The organism is Enterococcus sp. DIV0183, assembly GCF_050541505.1.
GTDB classification, from domain to species: domain Bacteria; phylum Bacillota; class Bacilli; order Lactobacillales; family Enterococcaceae; genus Enterococcus; species Enterococcus faecalis.
Genome location: NZ_CP172932.1, coordinates 1,378,468 through 1,398,816, shown reverse-complemented (window position 1 = coordinate 1,398,816; position 20,349 = coordinate 1,378,468). Strand labels below are relative to the sequence as shown.

The window sequence follows — 20,349 nt, the reverse complement described above, 5'->3', positions numbered from 1 at the left end:
AGATGATTTTAAAAACCAAACTATTTGGCAAAGTCTATCAATTTACATCCGTTAAAGAAGTCTTAGCCAAAGCCAATGAAGAAAAGTCTGGCGACAAGTTAGCTGGCGTAGCTGCTAATTCAGCCGAAGAACGCGTGGCAGCAAAAGTCGTTTTATCGGAATTGTCCTTAAATGACTTGTTTAACAATCCCGTCGTTGATTATGACGAAGACGAAGTGACACGCATTATTATTGACCAAGTCAATATGCGAATTTTTGAAAGTATTAAACATTGGACAGTTGCAGAATTACGCGAATTTATCTTATCTTCGGAAACAACCGATTTTGATATCAAACGAATTTCCCGTGGACTCACTTCAGAAATGATTGCTGCTGTCTGTAAATTAATGTCCAACATGGATCTAATTGTTGGCGCAAAAAAAATCAATATTGAAAAAACCGCCAACACAACAATTGGCCGTCCCGGAACTTTTTCAAATCGTTTACAGCCAAACCATCCAACCGATAATGTCGATGGCATTATGGCATCAGTTATGGAAGGTCTTTCTTATGGCGCCGGTGATGCCTTAATTGGTTTGAATCCTGTTGATGATTCTACAGAAAGTGTTAAACGGATCTTAAACAAATTTGAAGAGTTCCGCAGTGAATGGGAAATTCCAACACAAACTTGCGTGCTTGCTCACGTAACGACACAAATGGAAGCCATGCGTCAAGGCGCACCAACTGGCTTAGTCTTTCAATCCATCGCTGGTTCAGAAAAAGGAAACACTGCATTTGGTTTAAATGCAGAAATTTTAGCTGAAGCACAAGATTTAGCGCTTCACAGTGGTCAAGCAGCTGGTCCTAATGTGATGTATTTTGAAACAGGTCAAGGCTCAGAACTTTCTTCTGAAGCGAACTTTGGCGCAGACCAAGTCACAATGGAAGCGCGTTGTTATGGCTTAGCCAAAAAATTTGATCCGTATATTGTAAATACCGTTGTCGGCTTTATTGGACCAGAATATCTTTACGATTCAAAACAAGTCATCCGCGCTGGTTTAGAAGATCATTTCATGGGCAAATTAACTGGAATTTCAATGGGCTGTGATGTCTGCTACACCAACCATATGAAAGCTGATCAAAATGATATGGAAAACTTAGCAATGTTATTAGCAACAGCTGGTTGTACGTATATCATGGGGATTCCTCATGGCGATGATGTCATGTTAAATTATCAAACAACTGGGTTCCATGAAACTGCGACGATTCGTGAAACATTAGGCTTACGTCCAATTAAAGAATTTGAAGAATGGATGGAAAAAATGGGCTTAATGGAAAACGGAAAATTAACAAGTCGCGCTGGCGATGCATCTGTATTTATTAAATAAACGAGGTGAGAATACAAATGAACGAAAAAGAATTAAAAGAAATGATTGCCGGAATTTTAACAGAAATGGTCGCTGACAATCAAGCGGTTTCGACTGCCACTGTGACTGCTGAAGAAAAACCAGTCACAACACACGTCACTGAAACGACAGAAATTGAAGAAGGCCTAATTCCTGACATTACTGAAGTAGATTTACGTAAACAATTACTATTGAAAAATGCCGTAGATCCTGAAGCACTATTAAAAATGAAAGCTTTCTCGCCAGCTCGTTTAGGCGTTGGTCGTGCAGGGACGCGTTATATGACTAGTTCAACATTACGTTTCCGAGCAGACCATGCGGCAGCACAAGATGCAGTCTTTTCAGACGTAAGCGAAGACTTGGTAAAAGAAATGAATTTTATTTCTACAAAAACAATCTGTAACAGTAAAGATGAATATTTAACACGTCCAGATTATGGTCGTCAATTTGATGAAGAAAATAGTGAAATCATTCGGAAAAATACGACACCAAAAGCCAAAATCCAAATGGTCGTAGGGGATGGCCTTAGTTCAGCTGCTATCGAAGCGAATATTAAAGAAGTCCTACCAGCAATTAAACAAGGATTAAACATGTACAACTTAGATTTCGACAATGTAGTTTTTGTTAAATATTGTCGCGTGCCAGCAATGGATAAAATTGGTGAAATCACTGACGCTGATGTTGTTTGCTTGCTAGTTGGCGAACGTCCTGGTTTAGTAACAGCTGAATCTATGAGTGCCTACATTGCTTACAAACCAACTGTCGGTATGCCAGAAGCACGGCGGACAGTTATTTCAAATATTCACAAAGGTGGGACACCGGCTGTTGAAGCAGGGGCCTACATTGCCGAAATTATTAAAAAAATGTTAGACAAGAAAAAATCTGGTATTGATTTAAAAGAAGCTGAATAAAGGAGGATTTCTCATGAAAAATGATCGTCTAGGCGCAAATGTCCTAAGTATGAAAGTCATTCCCAATGTCGATCCGGCATTAGCAAAAGAATTATCATTGAAACCAGAACATCGCTCATTAGGAATTGTTACTTCCGATTGTGATGATGTCACTTATGTTGCATTAGATGAAGCAACCAAAGCCGCCGATGTTACTGTAGTTTACGGTAAAAGTATGTATGCTGGCGCAGCAAATGCTTCAACCAAATTAGCCGGTGAAGTGATTGGCATTATTGCTGGTCCGAGTCCTGCCGAAGTCAATAGTGGCTTGAGTGTCATTACGCAAGTCATTGAAGAAGAAGCCAGCTTCTATAGTGCTAACGAAGATGACAGCATTGTTTATTTTGCACATGTAGTATCAAGAACGGGTAGCTTTTTATCTGAACAAGCGAATATTCCTGAAGGTGAAGCGATTGCTTATCTGATTGCACCACCGCTAGAAGCAATGGTTGGCTTAGATGCAGCAATGAAAGCTGCCGATGTTCAAATGGGTGTCTTTTATGGCCCACCTTCTGAAACGAACTTTGGCGGCGCCTTATTGACAGGTAGTCAATCTGCATGTAAAGCTGCTTGCAGTGCGTTTGAACAAGTCATTCAAAATATCGCTGACAATCCGTTGAGTTATTAAGGATGTGACCTGAATGAAAGCATTAGGAATGGTCGAAGTCAAAGGATTTTTAGGTGCCATTAGTGTGGCCGATGCGGCATTGAAAGCCGCCGACGTTACTTTGTTAAAAGCTGAAATTATTAATGGCGGTTTAACAACTGTGGAACTGATTGGTGACGTTGCCGCGGTTCAAGCTGCCGTTGAAGTAGGTACGGAAGTAGCTAAAGAATTAAATTGTTTAATTGCTCATCATGTGATCTCACGGGTTGATGCTCAAACGGAAGTGATTTTATCAGATCCAGAACCCAAGTCAGCACCTGAACCGATGGAACAAGTAGAAGTAATTGAAGAAGAGATTGAAACACCAGATTTGGAAGAACACACAGGCACACGCCAAAAATTAGAAACACAACGCGTGGTTGATTTACGCAAACAAGCCTACAAAATGAACCTAAGTAGTTTAAAGAAAAGTGAGATTAAATTTGCCAATAAAGAAGCTTTAATTCAAGCAATCATGGCTGAAATAGAAAGAAGTGAAGACGAGTGGAATTAGTAGATAAAGACTTACGTTCCATCCAAGAAACAAGAAATTTAATCAGAAAAGCCAAAGAGGCACAGCAAGTATTAGCAACATTTTCGCAAAAACAAATCGATGCGATTGTTCAAGCGGTTTCAGAGGCTACATTTAACCAACGAGAAAAGTTAGCGAAAATGGCCAATGAAGAAACAGGATTTGGTATCTATGAAGATAAAATCATCAAAAATGCTTTCGCTTCAAAAGTAGTATATGACGAAATGAAGGACAAAGCTACAGTTGGTGTGATCCATGATGATGCTGCCAAAAAAGTCACTGAAATTGCTGTCCCAGTGGGTGTAATTGCAGGATTAATTCCTTCTACCAACCCGACATCAACAGTCATTTACAAAGCATTAATTTCATTAAAAGCTGCCAACAGCATTGTTTTTTCACCACATCCCAATGCGTTGAAATCGATTATTGAAACAGTGGAAATTATCCAAAAAGCGGCTATTGCTGCAGGGGCACCAGAAGGTTGTGTCTCGGTCATCAAAACGCCAACCATGCAAGCGACCAGCGAATTAATGAAAAATAAAGAAACAAATTTAATTTTAGCTACTGGTGGAAACGCAATGGTTAAAGCCGCGTACTCTTCTGGAACACCAGCAATCGGTGTTGGGCCTGGTAATGGACCAGCCTACATCGAACGAAGCGCAAATGTTCCTCATGCAGTGAAACAAATAATGGATTCAAAAACTTTCGATAACGGTACAATTTGTGCATCGGAACAATCAATTATTGTTGAAACTGTCAACCGTGAAGCGGTCAAAGAAGAGTTAATTAAGCAGGGAGCGTATTTCTTAAGTCCAGCCGAAGCCGACAAATTAGCTAAATTTATTTTACGACCAAACGGTACAATGAACCCGCAAATCGTGGGACGTTCCGTTCAACATATTGCTTCATTAGTTGGTTTATCTATTCCAAAAGATCGCCGCTTAATTGTTGCCGAAGAAACACATGTAGGCTTGAAATATCCATTTTCAAGAGAAAAATTGGCACCGATTATTGCTTTCTATACAGTTGAAAACTGGGAAGCAGCTTGCGCGTTATCAATTGAAATTTTGAAAGGTGAAGGTGCGGGTCATACAATGGGCATTCACACAGAAAACAAAGAAGTCATTCGTGAATTTGGCTTAAGAAAACCCGTCTCTCGTTTGCTTGTTAACACCTCTGGTACACTTGGCGGCATTGGTGCTTCAACTAACTTAGTGCCAGCATTAACACTTGGCTGTGGCGCAGTTGGTGGCAGCTCAACTTCTGATAATATTGGGGTTGAAAATCTGTTCAATTTACGTCGTGTTGCATATGGCGTGCGTGATTTAGAAGAGATTCGTCAAGAATTTGGTCAAACATCAACCACATCTGTGGCTACTTCTTGCGAAACAACCAATCAAGAAGAACTAGTAAATGCCGTGGTAGCTCAAGTTTTAGCTCGCTTAAACTAACAAGAAACGAGCGAGTAAGAGTAAAACAAATAAATTATTGGATTTAGGGTTTGGGACCTAAGTCAAATTGCTAATTGTCCCAAATTTTTAAAAATAAAACATACATCTTAGGAGGAAATTATAATGTCAAGTACAAATGCTTTAGGAATGATCGAAACTCGTGGTTTAGTAGGTGCTGTTGAAGCAGCCGATGCAATGGTGAAAGCGGCAAACGTTACTTTAATTGGAAAAGAACAAGTCGGTGGCGGTTTAGTTACAGTAATGGTTCGCGGTGACGTTGGTGCTGTAAAAGCAGCAACAGATGCTGGTGCTGCTGCAGCAGAACGTGTTGGCGAATTATTATCTGTCCATGTAATTCCACGTCCACATACAGAAGTAGACGCTATTTTACCACACGCAACAACTGAATTATAATTTTGATTTTTTGGGGCAGAGGTAGGTTCATTACTTCTGTCCTAAACTTTCATTGAGGAGGGGTGTTATGACAGTTATTACAGAAGATATGCTTCGCATCAAAAGGCTAAAAAAAGAACTAGAAGATGGCACGGATTTTGTGTTTCCTGTAGGCAGTTTTCTGACGCCAGCCGCCAAAAGCTATCTACGCGAGCATCGGATTAATAGCAGCTTCTCTTCAACAAACCCATTGCTTTCTGAGGTTCATTCAGTGAAGGCCTCCTCACAAAAACAAGAACATTTATCGAAAGAAACAATTTATGAGATTCGGCACTTAAGCCATCTATTGTATTTGCCTTTCTTAACGAATGAAGCGTTATCAACAGAAGGTTGGTTATATTTCGAACAACAACAACAGTGGTTAGAGAAATTTATTTTAGAACAGTCGCTTGTAATGGAACCAGTCATTTTGGAATCAAAGGTAACTATTCTAACTAACCAACAGAGACAATGGCGCTATTCCTCAAAAGAAATTCAATTACAACTAGATAAAATTATTCTCCAGTTAAAAGGAGAATCACAACTGTTCGGACTTTTTCAAGCTTGGGCTACAGAATTAATTAGCACCATGGCTGAAATATCACGAAACTAGGAGATGAACAAATTGGATTCAATGAATGAAATTGTTGAAGAAGTTGTTAAACGAATTCAGCAACAACAACAAAATACTTTTGAAGTTGAAGCTTCTGGCCGACATGTTCATTTGTCTCGTCAAGAGATTGATGCATTATTTGGACCAGGATATCAACTAACAAAAGTGAAAGATTTATCACAACCTGGACAGTTCGTTTGTAAAGAACGAATTACGGTTGCTGGACCTAAAGGACTCTTTCAAAATGTGGTTATTTTAGGCCCTGAACGTAGCGAATCACAAGTCGAAGTTTCTATGACGGATACGCGTATTTTAGGAATTAATGCCCCAGTTAGAGAGAGTGGCAAGACAGAAGGGACACCTGGCGTCACGCTGATGAACGGATCAGCAGTTGTGACATTAAGTCACGGCTTAATTGTTGCCAAACGTCATATTCACATGACACCCGAAGACGCCTTGAAAAATAAAGTAAGCAATAGCCAAATTGTGCAAGTCAAAGTGGAAGGCACACGTCCGTTAATCTTTGATGATGTGGTTGTGCGAATCAGTCCGCGATTTGCAACGTACATGCACATTGACTACGATGAAGCCAACGCTTGCGGCTTAACCAAAGGAGCTCGTGGCTACATTCTTAAGTAAAAGGAGGCAAGACAATGAACGTTTCTGAAATGGAAAATTTGATTCAACAGATTACTGATCAAATTTGTCAACAATTGCTGTCGTCGTCTTATTCAGTGGCTTTAGCAGAAGCAAAAGAAGCATTTCCTGAAGAAATGTTTGTTCGTTTTCCTGATGTAAATTGGGTAACCAAGGAGCAGAAGCTAGCACGAGGCTTGGTTGTAAAGAGGCTAACGATTTCCCAAGTAAATGCGATTGCGCATTTACAGGAAACGGATGAATTAGTCAAAAACATCTTAGCATTCTTATTTGAAGGTAAGCCGGTATTGGTTTTAACCCCAATACCTTCAGTGAGTAAAAATTCACGATTGAAGTATCGTTTGAAACAAACGATTCAGGAAAACGTGGACATGTGCCAACAGTTTGGGCTGATTTTTTATCATGATTCAGAAAATTACGCTGTGTTTCAGGCGGCCTGTCAAAAACAACTTCGTTCTTTGGCTGAGACCAAACGAACCTACATTACTGAAAAACAATTGATAAGAATGACAGAATCAGGTGTTTCTTTAAGTAAAAACGCCTATTTAACCCCGTTAGCGAAAGATTATGCTAGGAAACATCAATTGCTGACGTAAGGAGGAAAAACGATGTTTTTAGGAAAAGTGACTGGTAGCCTTTGGTCAACAAGAAAAGATGAAAAATTAAATGGCTGGAAATTTATGATGGTTGATATTTTGAATCAAGAGGACGAAAAGCAAGGATTTTTAATTGCTGCTGACAACGCTGGAGCTGGTGTCGGGGACAAAGTGTTAATTAGTCAAGGCAATGCTGCCCGTATTTCGGCAGAAGATCCGAATGTCCCAATTGATGCAATGATTGTTGGTGTCATTGATTCTACAGAGGAAGAATAGGGAGGACGAGACATGAGCATTAATGAAATTATTATGTATATTATGGTTCTTTTCATGATTATTGGAGGAATCGATAAATGTATTGGCAACAAACTAGGTTTAGGGGAGCAATTTGAGGAAGGGATTATGGCTATGGGTTCTCTAGCGCTTTCTATGGTAGGGATTATCACTTTAGCGCCTGTCTTAGCCAATCTTTTAAGTCCGATTGTCGTTCCTGTCTATGAATTACTAGGGGCTGATCCAGCAATGTTTGCCACAACCTTATTGGCCAATGATATGGGCGGCTTTGCGTTAGCGCAACAATTAGCCAATGATCCGCAAGCTGGTTTATTTGCGGGGGCAATCTTAGGTGCAATGATGGGACCAACGTTAGTCTTTACAATTCCAGTAGCGCTTGGCATTATCCAAAAAGACGACCAACAATTCTTAGCAACAGGTGTTTTGAGCGGGATTATTACAATTCCTTTTGGTTTATTAGCAGGTGGTTTAACAGCTGGCATGCCATTGTCATTGATTATTCCTAACTTAATTCCAATTATTATTGTTGCCGCTTTAATTATTTTAGGTTTATGGTTAGCGCCAAAGGGCATGATTAAAGGCTTCCAAATTTTTGGTCAAGGCGTAGTGATTGTCGCTATCTTTGGTTTAGTTGTGGGGGCGATTCAACTATTATTAGGAATTACAGTGATTCCTGGCATTGCACCAGTTACTGAAGGAATTGAAGTCGTTGGCGGGATTGCTTTAACTTTAGCTGGCGCTTTCTGTTTAGTAGCTGTGATTACGAAAGTCTTTAATAAACCATTGATGAAACTAGGAAAAGTTTTAGGAATGAATGAAGTAGCGGCTGCAGGAATGGTTGCTACATTAGCTAACAATATTCCCATGTTCCAAATGTTAAAAGACATGGATAATCGAGGGAAAATTATTAATATCGCTTTTGCTGTTTCGGCTTCTTTCGTTTTAGGTGACCACCTTGGTTTTACTGCAGGCGTAGCAAAAGAAATGATTTTTCCAATGATTGTTGGCAAATTAGTTGGAGGGATTACCGCCATTTTTGTGGCTATCTTTATGGCAAATCGAATGCTAGGGAAACCCGAAACAGAAGTGAAATAATGAGGTGTAAATATGACAGAATTAAATCGTGAAATGATTGAAACGCTTGTTCGACAAATTGTCACAGAAAAATTAATGCCGACTAAACAAGTGGATCCAAGTGGAATTATGTCCATCAAATTACCCGAAATCGACGTAACAGAAGACGACCGCTTAGATACAGGCAACCCAGCGGACATTGTTTACACAAAAGATCTGTTTTCTTTAGAAGAAAGTCCGCGCCTTGGTTGCGGTTTAATGGTGATGAAAGATACCACCTTCGACTGGACACTAGAATACGATGAAATTGATTATATTATTTCAGGACAATTAGATATACTGATTGACGGACGTAAAATTTCTGCAACAGCCGGCGAAATTATTTTAATCCCGAAAAGTAGCAAAATTCAATTTTCAGTGACGGGTGATGCCCGCTTTGTCTACGTGACTTATCCAGCAGATTGGCAAAGCCAATAATTATTTTATCGGCAGTCAGAGAATAATTTTGCCAAAACCCTTTACTCAGCGTTATAATAAATAAGAACGAAAAAAGGGGTTGAGTGAATGACATTTGAGAATCCAAGTCAAAATCAAATTTTTGATATTTTAAAACAAGCAAAAAATATTGCGGTGGTTGGTTTGAGTAACAAGCCCGACCGCACAAGTTACAAAATTGCGGAAATTTTACAGCAACATGGCTATCGTGTATTGCCTGTCAATCCAGTTTTAAAAGGTGAAACGGTGCTTGGCGAAACGGTTTATGGGACATTAACAGAGATTCCTGAAAAGATTGATATTGTTGACGTCTTTCGGCGGAGTGAATTTTTGCCAGAAGTGGCCGCAGAAACATTGAAAACAGAAGCGCCTGTCTTTTGGGCCCAACTAGGTTTGGAAAACGAAGAGGCAGCGAACTTGTTATTAAATGAAGGTCGTCAAGTTATTATGGACCGTTGTATTAAAATTGAATTGGCAAAAATGGCAGATGCTGAATAAACACGTGTAATTTTATAAAGAAAGAGCGTCCTGAACGGAAAGCTCTTTTTTTTTTGACCCAGATAGAGTATTATTGTAATGATGGTTTTAGAAGGAGCGAACGGAAAACGCAAGAAACCGGCTCACTCTTCTTCTAATTCTTTAAGAAATAGTTAATGTACGCTTATTAACTAAACGAGAATCTAAGTATAAGGAGTTTTTTCTTTGGCTAAAAAAATTAACAATGAGTACAATGATGCCTCTATCCAAGTCCTAGAAGGATTGGAAGCAGTGAGGAAAAGACCTGGTATGTATATCGGTTCAACCGATAGCCGTGGACTCCATCACTTAGTCTATGAAATTGTCGATAACGCAGTCGATGAAGCGTTATCTGGCTACGGGAATGAAATCAACGTAACTATCCAAAAAGATAATAGTATTTGTGTTGCAGACTCTGGCCGCGGAATGCCAACAGGGATGCATGCTTCTGGTATCCCAACAGTAGAAGTAATTTTTACTGTCTTACATGCGGGTGGTAAGTTTGGCCAAGGTGGCTATAAAACTTCAGGCGGACTCCATGGGGTAGGTGCCAGTGTTGTTAATGCCTTATCTAAGTGGTTAGAAGTTCATATTGTTCGTGATGGCGTAGAATACATGGAACGATTTGAGGACGGCGGTAAACCAGTTGGTACCTTAAAAAAAATCGGCAAAACAAAAAAACGCAACGGTACCTCCGTTACTTTTTTACCTGACGACACCATTTTCTCTACGACAAATTTTTCTTACGAAATTTTAGCAGAACGTTTGAGAGAATCAGCTTTCTTATTAAAAGGCGTCAAAATTACTTTAACAGATGAACGTGGGGAAGAACCCAAAGAAGAAGTCTTCCACTACGAAGAAGGTATTAAAGAATTTGTTGCCTATCTAAATGAAGAAAAAGATACATTAACACCCGTTGTTTATTTTTCAGGAGCCAAAGAAGGTATTGAAGTTGAATTAGCTTACCAATACAACGATGGCTATTCTGAAAATGTTTTATCTTTCGTTAACAATGTCCGCACAAAAGATGGCGGTACCCACGAAGTCGGTATGAAAACGTCAATGACGAAGGCGTACAATGAATATGCACGGAAAGTGGGACTATTAAAAGAAAAAGATAAAAATTTAGAAGGTAGCGACTTCCGTGAAGGCTTAGCAGCCGTCCTTTCTATTCGAGTACCAGAAAACTTACTACAGTTTGAGGGCCAAACCAAAGGAAAATTAGGTACACCTTTAGCAAGAACCGTTGTCGATAACGTCGTAGGCGAACAAATGGGCTTCTATTTACAAGAAAACAGTGAAATGAGTCAATCATTAATTCGGAAAGCGATTAAAGCCCGTGAAGCCCGTGAAGCGGCTCGTAAAGCCCGTGAAGAAAGCCGGAACGGTAAAAAACGGAAAAAAGGTGAATCGTTACTTTCTGGAAAATTAACACCGGCTCAATCCAGAAATCCTAAGAAAAATGAACTATATCTTGTCGAAGGAGACTCGGCCGGTGGCTCAGCAAAACAAGGGCGCGACCGGAAATTCCAAGCCATTTTACCGCTACGAGGAAAAGTCATTAATACGGAAAAAGCGAAAATGCAAGACATCTTGAAAAACGAAGAAATCAATACTATGATCTATACGATTGGCGCAGGCGTTGGTCCTGAATTTTCAATTGAAGATTGTAATTATGATAAAATCATCATCATGACCGATGCGGATACCGATGGTGCCCATATTCAAGTGTTGCTATTAACGTTCTTCTATCGTTATATGAAACCATTAATTGAAGCCGGCAAAGTCTACATTGCCTTACCACCACTTTATAAAGTCTCTAAAGGAACTGGAAAAAAATCAGTCATTGAGTATGCTTGGACCGATGGTGAATTGGCAGAAGTGATTGATAAAGTTGGTAAAGGCTATATGCTCCAACGCTATAAAGGTCTGGGTGAAATGAATGCAGAACAACTTTGGGAAACAACGATGGATCCTGAAACTAGAACCTTAATTCGTGTTCGGATTGATGATGCAGCTCAAGCAGAACGCCGTGTGACCACATTAATGGGCGACAAAGTCGAACCTCGTCGAAAATGGATTGAACAACATGTTCAATTTACGTTGGAAGAAGATGGCAGTATTTTAGATCGTTCAGAAGAAGACACTTCTGCACCAACAGGAGAAAGTCTTTTAGATGCGGAAAAAACAAAAGAAGCAGAACAAACCGATGACACTGAAATCAGTTTGTTTGACATAGAGTAGGGAGTGACAATTTTGGAAAAACGCCAAGAAGTTCAAGAATTAACCCTTGAAGAAGTAATGGGCGATCGTTTTGGAAGATATTCCAAATACATCATTCAAGAACGGGCCCTACCAGATATTCGAGATGGGCTAAAACCAGTACAACGCCGCATTCTCTTTTCAATGAATAAAGACGGCAATACCTTTGATAAAGGCTTTCGTAAATCAGCAAAATCTGTCGGAAACATTATGGGGAATTATCATCCCCATGGCGACAGCAGTATTTATGAAGCGATGGTGCGTCTAAGTCAAGACTGGAAATTACGGGAAGTACTAATTGAAATGCACGGAAACAACGGAAGTATGGATGGCGACCCACCAGCGGCGATGCGTTATACAGAAGCTCGTTTATCACAGTTAAGTGGTGAGTTGTTAAAAGATATCGACAAAAATACCGTCGATTTCGTCTGGAATTTTGACGATACAGAAAAAGAACCCACTGTTTTACCAGCCAAATATCCTAATTTATTGGTAAACGGCTCAACGGGGATTTCAGCAGGCTATGCAACAGAAATTCCTACGCATAATTTAGCGGAAATCATTGATGGAACTGTGTATTTAATTGATCATCCTAATGCAAGTTTAGAGAAATTAATGGAATACATTCCAGGACCAGATTTCCCAACAGGTGGGATTCTACAAGGAAAAGCAGAAATTAAAAAAGCCTACGAAACCGGCCGTGGTAAAGTAATTTTACGTGCGAAGACAAAGATTGAGCCTTTAAAAGGCGGCAAACAACAAATTGTCATTTCTGAAATTCCTTATGAAGTCAACAAAGCAACGCTAGTGAAGAAGATGGATGAAATCCGTTTAAATAAAAAAGTAGACGGCATTGCCGAAGTTCGTGACGAAAGTGACAGAACTGGCTTGCAAATTGTTGTTGAACTAAAAAAAGATGTCAATGCAGAAGGTATTTTAAATTATCTATTTAAAAACACTGAATTGCAAATCAATTACAACTTTAACATGGTAGCCATCGACAACATGACCCCGCAACAAGTGGGCCTAAAACGGATTTTAGAAAGTTACATTACGCATCGCAAATCAGTTATCATTAACCGTTGTCAATTTGAGTTGGACAAAGCTCGCAAACGTGAGCACATTGTTGCTGGTTTAATTAAAGCATTGTCTATCTTAGATAAAGTGATTGCAACAATCCGTGGCAGTAAAGATAAAAAAGATGCGAAGAAGAACTTAGTATCCGACTATGCGTTTACTGAAGAACAAGCTGAAGCAATCGTTACTTTACAGCTATACCGTTTAACCAATACGGATATTACTGATTTACAAGAAGAAGCGAAAACTTTAGAACAACAAATTGCTGAGTTATTGAACATTTTAAACAATGAAAAAGAACTATTCTCAGTCATGAAAAAAGAACTTCGCGAAGTTAAAAAGCAATATGGCAATCCGCGCTTAACTCAAATTGAAGAGGAAATCCAAGAAATCAAGATTGAAACAGCCGTGTTAGTTGCGCAGGAAGACGTGGTCGTAACCGTGACGCACGAAGGCTATATCAAGCGGAGTAGTATTCGTTCTTATACAGCATCAAAACCAGAAGAAATCGGCATGAAAGAAGGCGACTTTTTATTATATGCTGGCGAAGTCAATACATTAGATCATCTTTTACTAGTAACAAATAAAGGGAATATGATCTATCGCCCCGTCCATGAGTTGCCAGATTTACGCTGGAAAGAAATTGGCGAACATATTTCTCAAACCATTTTAAATCTTGCTATCGATGAATCGATTATTGCTGTATATCCTTATAAAGAGTTAAGTCCGACAAAAACCTTTGTTTTCATTACAAAAGCTGGCATGATTAAACAAACCAAAATGGCTGATTTTGAGCCTTGGCGCACTTATAAGAGCCGCCCGACATCTTGTATGAAATTAAAATCAGACCAAGATGAAATTACCAATGTTTATTTAACAAATGATCAAGACTTATTGGATGTTTTCCTCGTTAGCAATCGCGGTTTTGGCTTACGTTATCCATTATATGAAGTACCAGTCGTGGGTAGTAAAGCGGCTGGAGTTAAATCAATGAACCTCAAAGAAGACGATTATGTCGTTAATGGTTTACTGGTTCATTCTGAAGGGGATACACCGATTGTCATCGTTACCCAACGTGGCGGTGTTAAACGCATGTTAGCCCAAGAATTAACACAATTAGGACGAGCAAAACGTGGACTAATGGTCTTGCGGGAATTGAAGAAAAATCCACATCGTGTTGTCTTTATGTCTGAAAGTACCGATTTAGATTTATTAGTTACTACGCAAAAAGGCACACAAGAAGTTATTCAGTCGAAAAACTATCCAATCAGTGAACGAACATCCAACGGTTCCTTTGTCATCGATGAACAAAAAGATGGCCAAGTAATGGAAGTCCACGAGATGCATTCTGCAGTGATTGAAGAAGAACAAACAAACTAAACTGTGTTATAAATATCTCCACAGCAGCCATCTGTATTAATACAGATGGCTGCTGTTTTTAATACAGAAGTACATTTTTCACAAGTGATAAAAACTATAAATCGTTCTTATTTTCACAAGTATAAATGTTTATATATCAGCGTTTAGAATCTTCGCTCCCCATTTATTTATTAAGAAAGTGCAATAAATAATAAAAAAACGCTTGCATCTAAAAGGTTATGTGTTATACTAATCACATAAAGCTGTTACATACAATCAAGTAGCAGTTAACTAAGGAGGCAAACACTTCATGAAACAATGGGAAGGCTTTAAAGGCGACAAATGGAGAACAAGCGTTGACACTCGTGATTTTATTCAAAACAACTACACAGAGTACAAAGGCGACGACAGTTTCTTAGAACCAATCGCTCCGAGCACTGACAAATTATGGACAAAACTACAAGAATTATTTGAAATCCAACATGAAAAAAATGGCGTTTATGACATGGATAGCGATATCCCAGCAACTATTACGTCACATGAACCTGGTTACTTAATCAAAGAAGAAGAAAAAATTGTCGGTTTACAAACAGATGTACCATTAAAACAAGCATTTATGCCATTCGGTGGTATTAAAATGGCGAACAATGCCTTAGTTTCAAATGGTTATGAAACTGACGAAGAAATGACAAAAATCTTCACAGAATACAGAAAAACACATAACCAAGGTGTTTTTGATGCCTACACAGCTGAAATGCGTTTAGCACGTAAAAACAAAATCATTACTGGTCTTCCAGATGCTTATGGCCGTGGCCGTATTATCGGTGACTATCGTCGTATCGCATTATATGGTATCGACTACTTAATGGAACAAAAGAAAAAAGATCATGATAACACTGGTAACAAAGAAATGACAGACGATGTTATTCGCTTACGTGAAGAAATTTCTGAACAATACCGTGCGTTAAATGACTTAAAACAAATGGCTGCTTCTTATGGTTTCGATATTTCTCGTCCTGCTGCAAATGCGCAAGAAGCAATCCAATGGTTATACTTTGGTTACCTAGGTGCCATTAAATCTCAAAATGGTGCGGCAATGTCAATTGGTCGTATCTCAGCATTCTTAGATATCTATATCCAACGTGACTTAGAAGCTGGTTTAATCACTGAATTTGAAGCACAAGAAATGATTGACCATTTAATCATGAAATTACGTATGGTTAAATTTGCACGGACACCAGAATACAACCAATTATTCTCTGGTTATCCAATTTGGGCAACATTATCTATTGCTGGTATGGGTATTGACGGTCGTTCATTAGTTACCAAAAATGACTTCCGTATCTTACACACCTTAACAAACATGGGACCATCTCCAGAACCGAACTTAACTGTATTGTATTCTTCTCACTTACCAGAAGGCTTCAGAACATATGCAGCTAAAATCGCGAAAGAAAGCTCATCTATCCAATTTGAAAACGATGACTTATTACGTGAAAACTGGGGTTCTGACGACTGTGCAATCGCATGTTGTGTTTCTGCAACAGTTATGGGTAAAGATATGCAATTCTTCGGCGCTCGTGCGAACTTAGCGAAAGCTGTTCTTTATGCAATTAACGGCGGGGTCGACGAAAAAACTAAAATGCAAGTAGCACCAAAATATCGTCCAATGACTGGTGACAAATTAGATTACCACGAATTCATGGAACGCTATAAAGACATCTTAGACTGGTTAGCTGAATTGTACGTTAACACATTAAACATTATTCATTACATGCATGATAAATATGCATATGAAGCACCACAATTAGCTTTAATGGATACTGATTTACAACGGACATTCGCAACTGGTATTGCCGGAATCTCTCATGCGACTGATAGTATCATGGCAATTAAACACGGTGAAGTAGAAGTAATCCGTGACGAAGATGGTATGGCAATTGATTATGTACCAACAAAAGAATTCCCAACATACGGAAATGATAACGAAGAAGCCGATGCAATGGCTAACTGGATTTTAGATTACTTTATGACACAAATTAAACGTCAACACACATACCGTAACTCTAAACCAACGACTTCATTATTAACAATCACTTCAAACGTTGTTTATGGTAAAGCAACAGGGAACACGCCTGACGGACGTCGTGCCGGCAAACCTCTTGCACCAGGTGCGAACCCAAGTTATCAAGACGGTAAATTCTTAGGTGAGAAAAATGGCTTGTTAGCTTCATTAAACTCAACAGCTCGTTTAGAATATACAATCGCTTTAGATGGTATTTCTAATACACAAACCATCAACCCTAATGGTTTAGGTAAAGACGACGACACAAGAATTAACAACTTACGTAACGTATTAGATGGCTACTTCGATAAAGGTGGTTACCACTTAAACGTAAACGTATTTACAAACGAATTATTATTAGATGCACAAGCACATCCAGAAAAATATCCAAACTTAACTATCCGTGTATCTGGATATGCCGTGAAATTCCGTGACTTAACTCCTGAACAACAAGCAGACGTTATTTCAAGAACTTCACACGACAGACTATAAAAAACATTTACATTATTTAACTGAAAGGGTGACATTTAACGTGTCATCCTTTTCGTTTGAAAGAAGAGGGATCATTATGACAACACCAGTTACAGGTAGAATTCATTCAACAGAAAATTTTGGTACCGTTGATGGCCCAGGTGTCCGTTTTATCGTATTTACACAAGGGTGTCGCATGAGATGTCAATTCTGTCATAATCCAGATACTTGGAAAATTGGTTCCGGTGGTCGTGTGGTGACGACTGACGAAGTATTAGAGGAAGCATTACGTTTTCGCTCTTATTGGGGCGAAAAGGGTGGTATCACTGTCAGTGGTGGTGAGCCGCTATTGCAAATGGACTTTTTAATCGATTTATTTAAAAAAGCCAAAGCACAAGGCATTCATACAACCTTAGATACGTGTGGCAAACCTTTTACTCGGGAAGAACCCTTCATTAGTCAATTTGATGAATTGATGAAGTACACAGATTTACTCTTATTCGACATCAAACATATTGATAACGAGCAGCATAAACTGTTAACAACGCAATCAAATGATAATATTTTAGAGATGGCTACCTATTTATCTGAAATTGACAAACCTGTTTGGATTCGCCACGTATTGGTGCCTCAACGTAGTGATTACGACGAATATTTAATCCGTCTGGATGCCTTCATAAAAACATTAAACAATGTAGATAAAGTTGAAGTGCTTCCTTACCATACGATGGGCAAGTACAAATGGGAAGAACTAGGTATTCCTTATCCATTAGAAGGAATTGAGCCTCCTAAAAATGATCGTGTTGAAAATGCGAAAAAACTACTACATGTCGAGGACTATCAAGGTTATCTAGCACGTTAACAAACGAAAAAATAGAAAAGAAGACAATTTTTTTGTTGTTTCTTTTCTATTTTTTGTTATCATTAAGAGTGAATCAAAACCAAGGAGTGTGTATTATGTCAAAAATTTTAGTTTTTGGACACCAAAATCCTGATACAGATGCTATCGGAGCAGCAATTAGTTTTGCTTACTTACAAAAAGAATTAGGAAAAGAGACAGAAGCTGTCGCTTTAGGAACACCAAGTGAAGAAACTCAATATGCCTTAGATTACTTCAATATTGAAGCACCACGTGTTGTCACTGAAGCAGCTAGCGAAACAAACCAAGTCATGTTAGTGGATCATAACGAATTCCAACAAAGCATTTCAGATATCGCTGAAGTAAACATTTTAGCAGTAGTGGATCATCACCGGATTGCCAACTTCGAAACAGCAGATCCATTGTATTATCGTGCAGAACCAGTAGGGTGTACCAGTACAATCATCTATAAAATGTTTAAAGAAAATAACGTGACAATTCCAGCTCAAATTGCTGGTATGATGGTCTCAGCGATTATTTCTGATACATTATTATTTAAATCACCAACTTGCACACAAGAAGACATCGATGCAGCGCACGCCCTAGCTGATATTGCTGAAATCAATTTAGAAGGCTATGGTCTTGACTTATTAAAAGCAGGAACAAATTTAAGCGATAAATCAGCTGAAGTCCTTTTAGATTTAGATGCTAAGAGCTTCCCAATGAACGGCAAAACAGTTCGCGTTGCCCAAGTAAATACCGTCGATTTAGCAGAAGTTTTAGATCGTCAAGCTGAATTAGAAGCAGCTATGGCCGCAGAAAATGCAGCCAATAATTATGACTTGTTTGTCTTAATTATTACGAATATCCTAGACAGTGATTCTGAATTATTAGCGATTGGTGCGGAACAAGCCAAAATTGAAGCAGCGTTCAATGTAACATTAGTTAACAATCGTGCGTTCTTACCCGGCGTTGTTTCTCGTAAAAAACAAGTAGTACCACAATTAACAGAAGTCTTTAACTAAAACCGTAAGCGCCTAAGCAACGCGATAAATTCCTTGTTGCTTAGGCGCTTCAATAGTAAAGGGGCGTTAACATGAATGATTTAGCAATTTACTATCATTCTCCGCAACAAACGAAACAATACAATCATTTGCTCAACCAATCACTTTTTTTCCCTCTTGTTACTTTTATGTATGAACATCGGGAAGAAAGAATCATTTTAAGACAATTAAAAGCGGCCTTTGCAACAGAAGCCAAGTTAGAACAATTTTTATCAGAAATGATTGATTGTCAGTTAATCATTCGGGAAAATCGTCAATATCGTTTGAATTTTCCTATTTATACGGCAGCTGAAGTTGCGAGTTTGCCCTTGGCTGAAGACGAACTTCCTAAATTTAAAGGAACTGTAACAGAGCAATTATTTTGGCTAGCTGAATCTTTTTGGCCACAAGTGTTTCCAGAAGAGGAAGACTATTTTTTTGGCGTGAGCGGTGACCCCTCATTTTATCAAAAACAAAGATTGGCCTCGGCACAACTATCTATAATTACGCTTGAAAAAGAAAAGACAGAGGTTCCAACAATGCCTCGTTATTTTGATTATTTGGGCAAAGAGGAAGCCTTGCCAGAAGCCTTCAGCGCTTTATATGACTTGCTAGGGGACGTAAATCCTGAATACTATCTTTCGCAAGCGAGAAGAGTCATTAAACAAGCTCTGCGAGGCCGCAAAGTCAGTACTGTGCCTAATATTTTTCAAGAAAGTTTGCACTTGACCCAAGTGATTACGATTGACCAGGACCACTTAAAACTCCTTTTACCAGTAGCAACGGAACAAGCCGAGCCTTTAGAAGCACAGTCGGATATTCTAGCATTTTATTATGAAAAAATTGCTAACCGATCGGCCATCGAACGCTTAGTTTTTATGCAACAATTGATTGAGCAACTAGGTACGAACTCTCTAAGTTATCTTAGAATAAATTAAAGTTACGATAATTTTATTATGTAAACTAAAAATCAATAACAAGAAATGACGCCGCTTCTTAGTGAGAAATGGCGTCATTTCTTTTGCGAACTTTTTTCGTCCAAAAGCCACCGGAAATGAACTTAGGCTCATAGGAAATGATAAATGCTCTCGGCTCTAATTGATTGATTAATTTGTACAATGTACGTTCGTTTTTTCTTGGGGAAAGAATTTCTAAAACCATTCGTTCTCCTTCACGTCCGTAGGCGACACTTTGCGTAACACCATAGCCGTGTTCACGAAGTGTTTCTGGTAAATGAAATTGTTCAGTAGTAGAAGGGAGGATAACCGATACCATAATATAACCCAAGGCCAAATAGTCTTCGATTTTAATTCCTACACTAATGCCAACAGCGTAACCAAGCGCATAAACAAGTAAATTTAAAGGATTGTCTAACCGATTCAGAACCATACTCAGCCCTAAGACATAAATTGTTATTTCAGCCATACTAACCAGCGGTGCAATAACCCGATAACCTTTCATCGTTAACATAAAACGAATAGTATTTAAGGTAATATACGCAAAATTAATGATAAAAATCATAGCTAACATTTTCAAATCAACGACCATAAAATAAGTACCTCTTTTCAAAAT

At 38.8% G+C, this 20,349-nt stretch carries 20 protein-coding genes; 19 read left to right on the top strand and 1 reads right to left on the bottom strand.

Translation table 11 applies throughout. The features are described from left to right. Positions 1-2: 2 nt before the first annotated feature. The 19 genes from IGK72_RS06895 to IGK72_RS06805 all read left to right on the top strand — a co-directional run bounded on the left by IGK72_RS06895 (position 3) and on the right by IGK72_RS06805 (position 19,715). Entirely contained in the window at positions 3-1,367 is a 1,365-nt protein-coding gene (locus tag IGK72_RS06895) for an ethanolamine ammonia-lyase subunit EutB (protein WP_002357506.1), read from the top strand. Between the two features lie 17 nt (positions 1,368-1,384). Then, positions 1,385-2,296: an ethanolamine ammonia-lyase subunit EutC gene (eutC, locus tag IGK72_RS06890; protein WP_002363986.1), complete on the top strand. Its 912-nt coding sequence runs from the start codon at positions 1,385-1,387 to the stop codon at positions 2,294-2,296. 13 nt (positions 2,297-2,309) lie between these two features. Next, positions 2,310-2,963, top strand: coding sequence for an ethanolamine utilization microcompartment protein EutL (eutL, locus tag IGK72_RS06885; RefSeq protein WP_002357509.1), 654 nt, complete (start codon positions 2,310-2,312; stop codon positions 2,961-2,963). Between the two features lie 13 nt (positions 2,964-2,976). Continuing rightward, positions 2,977-3,495, top strand: coding sequence for a BMC domain-containing protein (locus IGK72_RS06880; protein WP_002357510.1), 519 nt, complete (start codon positions 2,977-2,979; stop codon positions 3,493-3,495). Next, positions 3,486-4,964: an acetaldehyde dehydrogenase (acetylating) gene (locus IGK72_RS06875; RefSeq protein ID WP_002357511.1), complete on the top strand. Its 1,479-nt coding sequence runs from the start codon at positions 3,486-3,488 to the stop codon at positions 4,962-4,964. The genes IGK72_RS06880 and IGK72_RS06875 overlap by 10 nt, the downstream gene beginning before the upstream one ends. A gap of 123 nt (positions 4,965-5,087) precedes the next feature. After that, positions 5,088-5,378: a BMC domain-containing protein gene (locus IGK72_RS06870; protein ID WP_002357513.1), complete on the top strand. Its 291-nt coding sequence runs from the start codon at positions 5,088-5,090 to the stop codon at positions 5,376-5,378. 67 nt (positions 5,379-5,445) lie between these two features. Beyond that, positions 5,446-6,009 (top strand): hypothetical protein, encoded by a 564-nt coding sequence (locus IGK72_RS06865; protein WP_002382340.1) that lies wholly within the window; start codon positions 5,446-5,448, stop codon positions 6,007-6,009. Between the two features lie 3 nt (positions 6,010-6,012). Beyond that, on the top strand, positions 6,013-6,648 hold the full coding sequence (gene eutD, locus IGK72_RS06860) for an ethanolamine utilization phosphate acetyltransferase EutD (protein WP_002357516.1): 636 nt from the start codon (positions 6,013-6,015) through the stop codon (positions 6,646-6,648). 14 nt (positions 6,649-6,662) lie between these two features. Beyond that, complete coding sequence (locus IGK72_RS06855) at positions 6,663-7,262, top strand: TIGR02536 family ethanolamine utilization protein (RefSeq protein WP_002382339.1); 600 nt, start codon at positions 6,663-6,665, stop codon at positions 7,260-7,262. A gap of 12 nt (positions 7,263-7,274) precedes the next feature. Continuing rightward, entirely contained in the window at positions 7,275-7,538 is a 264-nt protein-coding gene (locus tag IGK72_RS06850; RefSeq protein ID WP_430608920.1) for a EutN/CcmL family microcompartment protein, read from the top strand. Positions 7,539-7,550: 12 nt separating this feature from the next. Then, positions 7,551-8,651 carry an ethanolamine utilization protein EutH gene (eutH, locus tag IGK72_RS06845; RefSeq protein ID WP_002357520.1) on the top strand — a complete coding sequence of 367 codons (1,101 nt, stop codon included), beginning with the start codon at positions 7,551-7,553 and terminating at the stop codon, positions 8,649-8,651. Between the two features lie 12 nt (positions 8,652-8,663). Continuing rightward, entirely contained in the window at positions 8,664-9,107 is a 444-nt protein-coding gene (locus IGK72_RS06840) for an ethanolamine utilization protein EutQ (RefSeq protein WP_002357522.1), read from the top strand. A gap of 87 nt (positions 9,108-9,194) precedes the next feature. After that, positions 9,195-9,623 carry a CoA-binding protein gene (locus IGK72_RS06835; protein ID WP_002365680.1) on the top strand — a complete coding sequence of 143 codons (429 nt, stop codon included), beginning with the start codon at positions 9,195-9,197 and terminating at the stop codon, positions 9,621-9,623. A gap of 204 nt (positions 9,624-9,827) precedes the next feature. Further along, on the top strand, positions 9,828-11,885 hold the full coding sequence (gene parE, locus IGK72_RS06830) for a DNA topoisomerase IV subunit B (RefSeq protein ID WP_002381887.1): 2,058 nt from the start codon (positions 9,828-9,830) through the stop codon (positions 11,883-11,885). Between the two features lie 12 nt (positions 11,886-11,897). Then, positions 11,898-14,360, top strand: a complete 2,463-nt coding sequence (gene parC, locus IGK72_RS06825) for a DNA topoisomerase IV subunit A (protein WP_002357527.1) — start codon at positions 11,898-11,900, stop codon at positions 14,358-14,360. A 289-nt stretch (positions 14,361-14,649) separates the two neighbouring features. Beyond that, positions 14,650-16,896, top strand: coding sequence for a formate C-acetyltransferase (pflB, locus tag IGK72_RS06820; RefSeq protein ID WP_002357529.1), 2,247 nt, complete (start codon positions 14,650-14,652; stop codon positions 16,894-16,896). Positions 16,897-16,972: 76 nt separating this feature from the next. Next, entirely contained in the window at positions 16,973-17,737 is a 765-nt protein-coding gene (gene pflA / locus IGK72_RS06815; RefSeq protein ID WP_002357530.1) for a pyruvate formate-lyase-activating protein, read from the top strand. A 95-nt stretch (positions 17,738-17,832) separates the two neighbouring features. Further along, positions 17,833-18,759, top strand: a complete 927-nt coding sequence (locus tag IGK72_RS06810; protein ID WP_002360265.1) for a manganese-dependent inorganic pyrophosphatase — start codon at positions 17,833-17,835, stop codon at positions 18,757-18,759. Positions 18,760-18,830: 71 nt separating this feature from the next. Further along, positions 18,831-19,715: a DUF1803 domain-containing protein gene (locus IGK72_RS06805; RefSeq protein WP_002371123.1), complete on the top strand. Its 885-nt coding sequence runs from the start codon at positions 18,831-18,833 to the stop codon at positions 19,713-19,715. Between the two features lie 58 nt (positions 19,716-19,773). Here IGK72_RS06805 and IGK72_RS06800 read toward each other — a convergent pair whose 3' ends face one another. Further along, the gene (locus IGK72_RS06800) at positions 19,774-20,325 is read right to left on the bottom strand and encodes a DUF2179 domain-containing protein (RefSeq protein ID WP_002361848.1); all 552 of its coding nucleotides are present in this window, start codon (positions 20,323-20,325) and stop codon (positions 19,774-19,776) included. Positions 20,326-20,349: the final 24 nt, after the last annotated feature.

Excerpts from the sequence above, each read along its gene's own strand:
- eutD (WP_002357516.1), top strand. The coding sequence starts at position 6,013 with ATGAACAAATTGGATTCAATGAATGAAATTGTTGAAGAAGTTGTTAAA.
- IGK72_RS06865 (WP_002382340.1), top strand. The coding sequence starts at position 5,446 with ATGACAGTTATTACAGAAGATATGCTTCGCATCAAAAGGCTAAAAAAA.
- eutC (WP_002363986.1), top strand. The coding sequence starts at position 1,385 with ATGAACGAAAAAGAATTAAAAGAAATGATTGCCGGAATTTTAACAGAA.
- eutH (WP_002357520.1), top strand. The coding sequence starts at position 7,551 with ATGAGCATTAATGAAATTATTATGTATATTATGGTTCTTTTCATGATT.
- IGK72_RS06835 (WP_002365680.1), top strand. The coding sequence starts at position 9,195 with ATGACATTTGAGAATCCAAGTCAAAATCAAATTTTTGATATTTTAAAA.
- eutL (WP_002357509.1), top strand. The coding sequence starts at position 2,310 with ATGAAAAATGATCGTCTAGGCGCAAATGTCCTAAGTATGAAAGTCATT.
- pflB (WP_002357529.1), top strand. The coding sequence starts at position 14,650 with ATGAAACAATGGGAAGGCTTTAAAGGCGACAAATGGAGAACAAGCGTT.
- IGK72_RS06895 (WP_002357506.1), top strand. The coding sequence starts at position 3 with ATGATTTTAAAAACCAAACTATTTGGCAAAGTCTATCAATTTACATCC.
- IGK72_RS06840 (WP_002357522.1), top strand. The coding sequence starts at position 8,664 with ATGACAGAATTAAATCGTGAAATGATTGAAACGCTTGTTCGACAAATT.
- IGK72_RS06880 (WP_002357510.1), top strand. The coding sequence starts at position 2,977 with ATGAAAGCATTAGGAATGGTCGAAGTCAAAGGATTTTTAGGTGCCATT.
- IGK72_RS06805 (WP_002371123.1), top strand. The coding sequence starts at position 18,831 with ATGAATGATTTAGCAATTTACTATCATTCTCCGCAACAAACGAAACAA.
- IGK72_RS06855 (WP_002382339.1), top strand. The coding sequence starts at position 6,663 with ATGAACGTTTCTGAAATGGAAAATTTGATTCAACAGATTACTGATCAA.
- IGK72_RS06870 (WP_002357513.1), top strand. The coding sequence starts at position 5,088 with ATGTCAAGTACAAATGCTTTAGGAATGATCGAAACTCGTGGTTTAGTA.
- pflA (WP_002357530.1), top strand. The coding sequence starts at position 16,973 with ATGACAACACCAGTTACAGGTAGAATTCATTCAACAGAAAATTTTGGT.
- IGK72_RS06810 (WP_002360265.1), top strand. The coding sequence starts at position 17,833 with ATGTCAAAAATTTTAGTTTTTGGACACCAAAATCCTGATACAGATGCT.
- IGK72_RS06850 (WP_430608920.1), top strand. The coding sequence starts at position 7,275 with ATGTTTTTAGGAAAAGTGACTGGTAGCCTTTGGTCAACAAGAAAAGAT.
- IGK72_RS06800 (WP_002361848.1), bottom strand. The coding sequence starts at position 20,325 with ATGGTCGTTGATTTGAAAATGTTAGCTATGATTTTTATCATTAATTTT.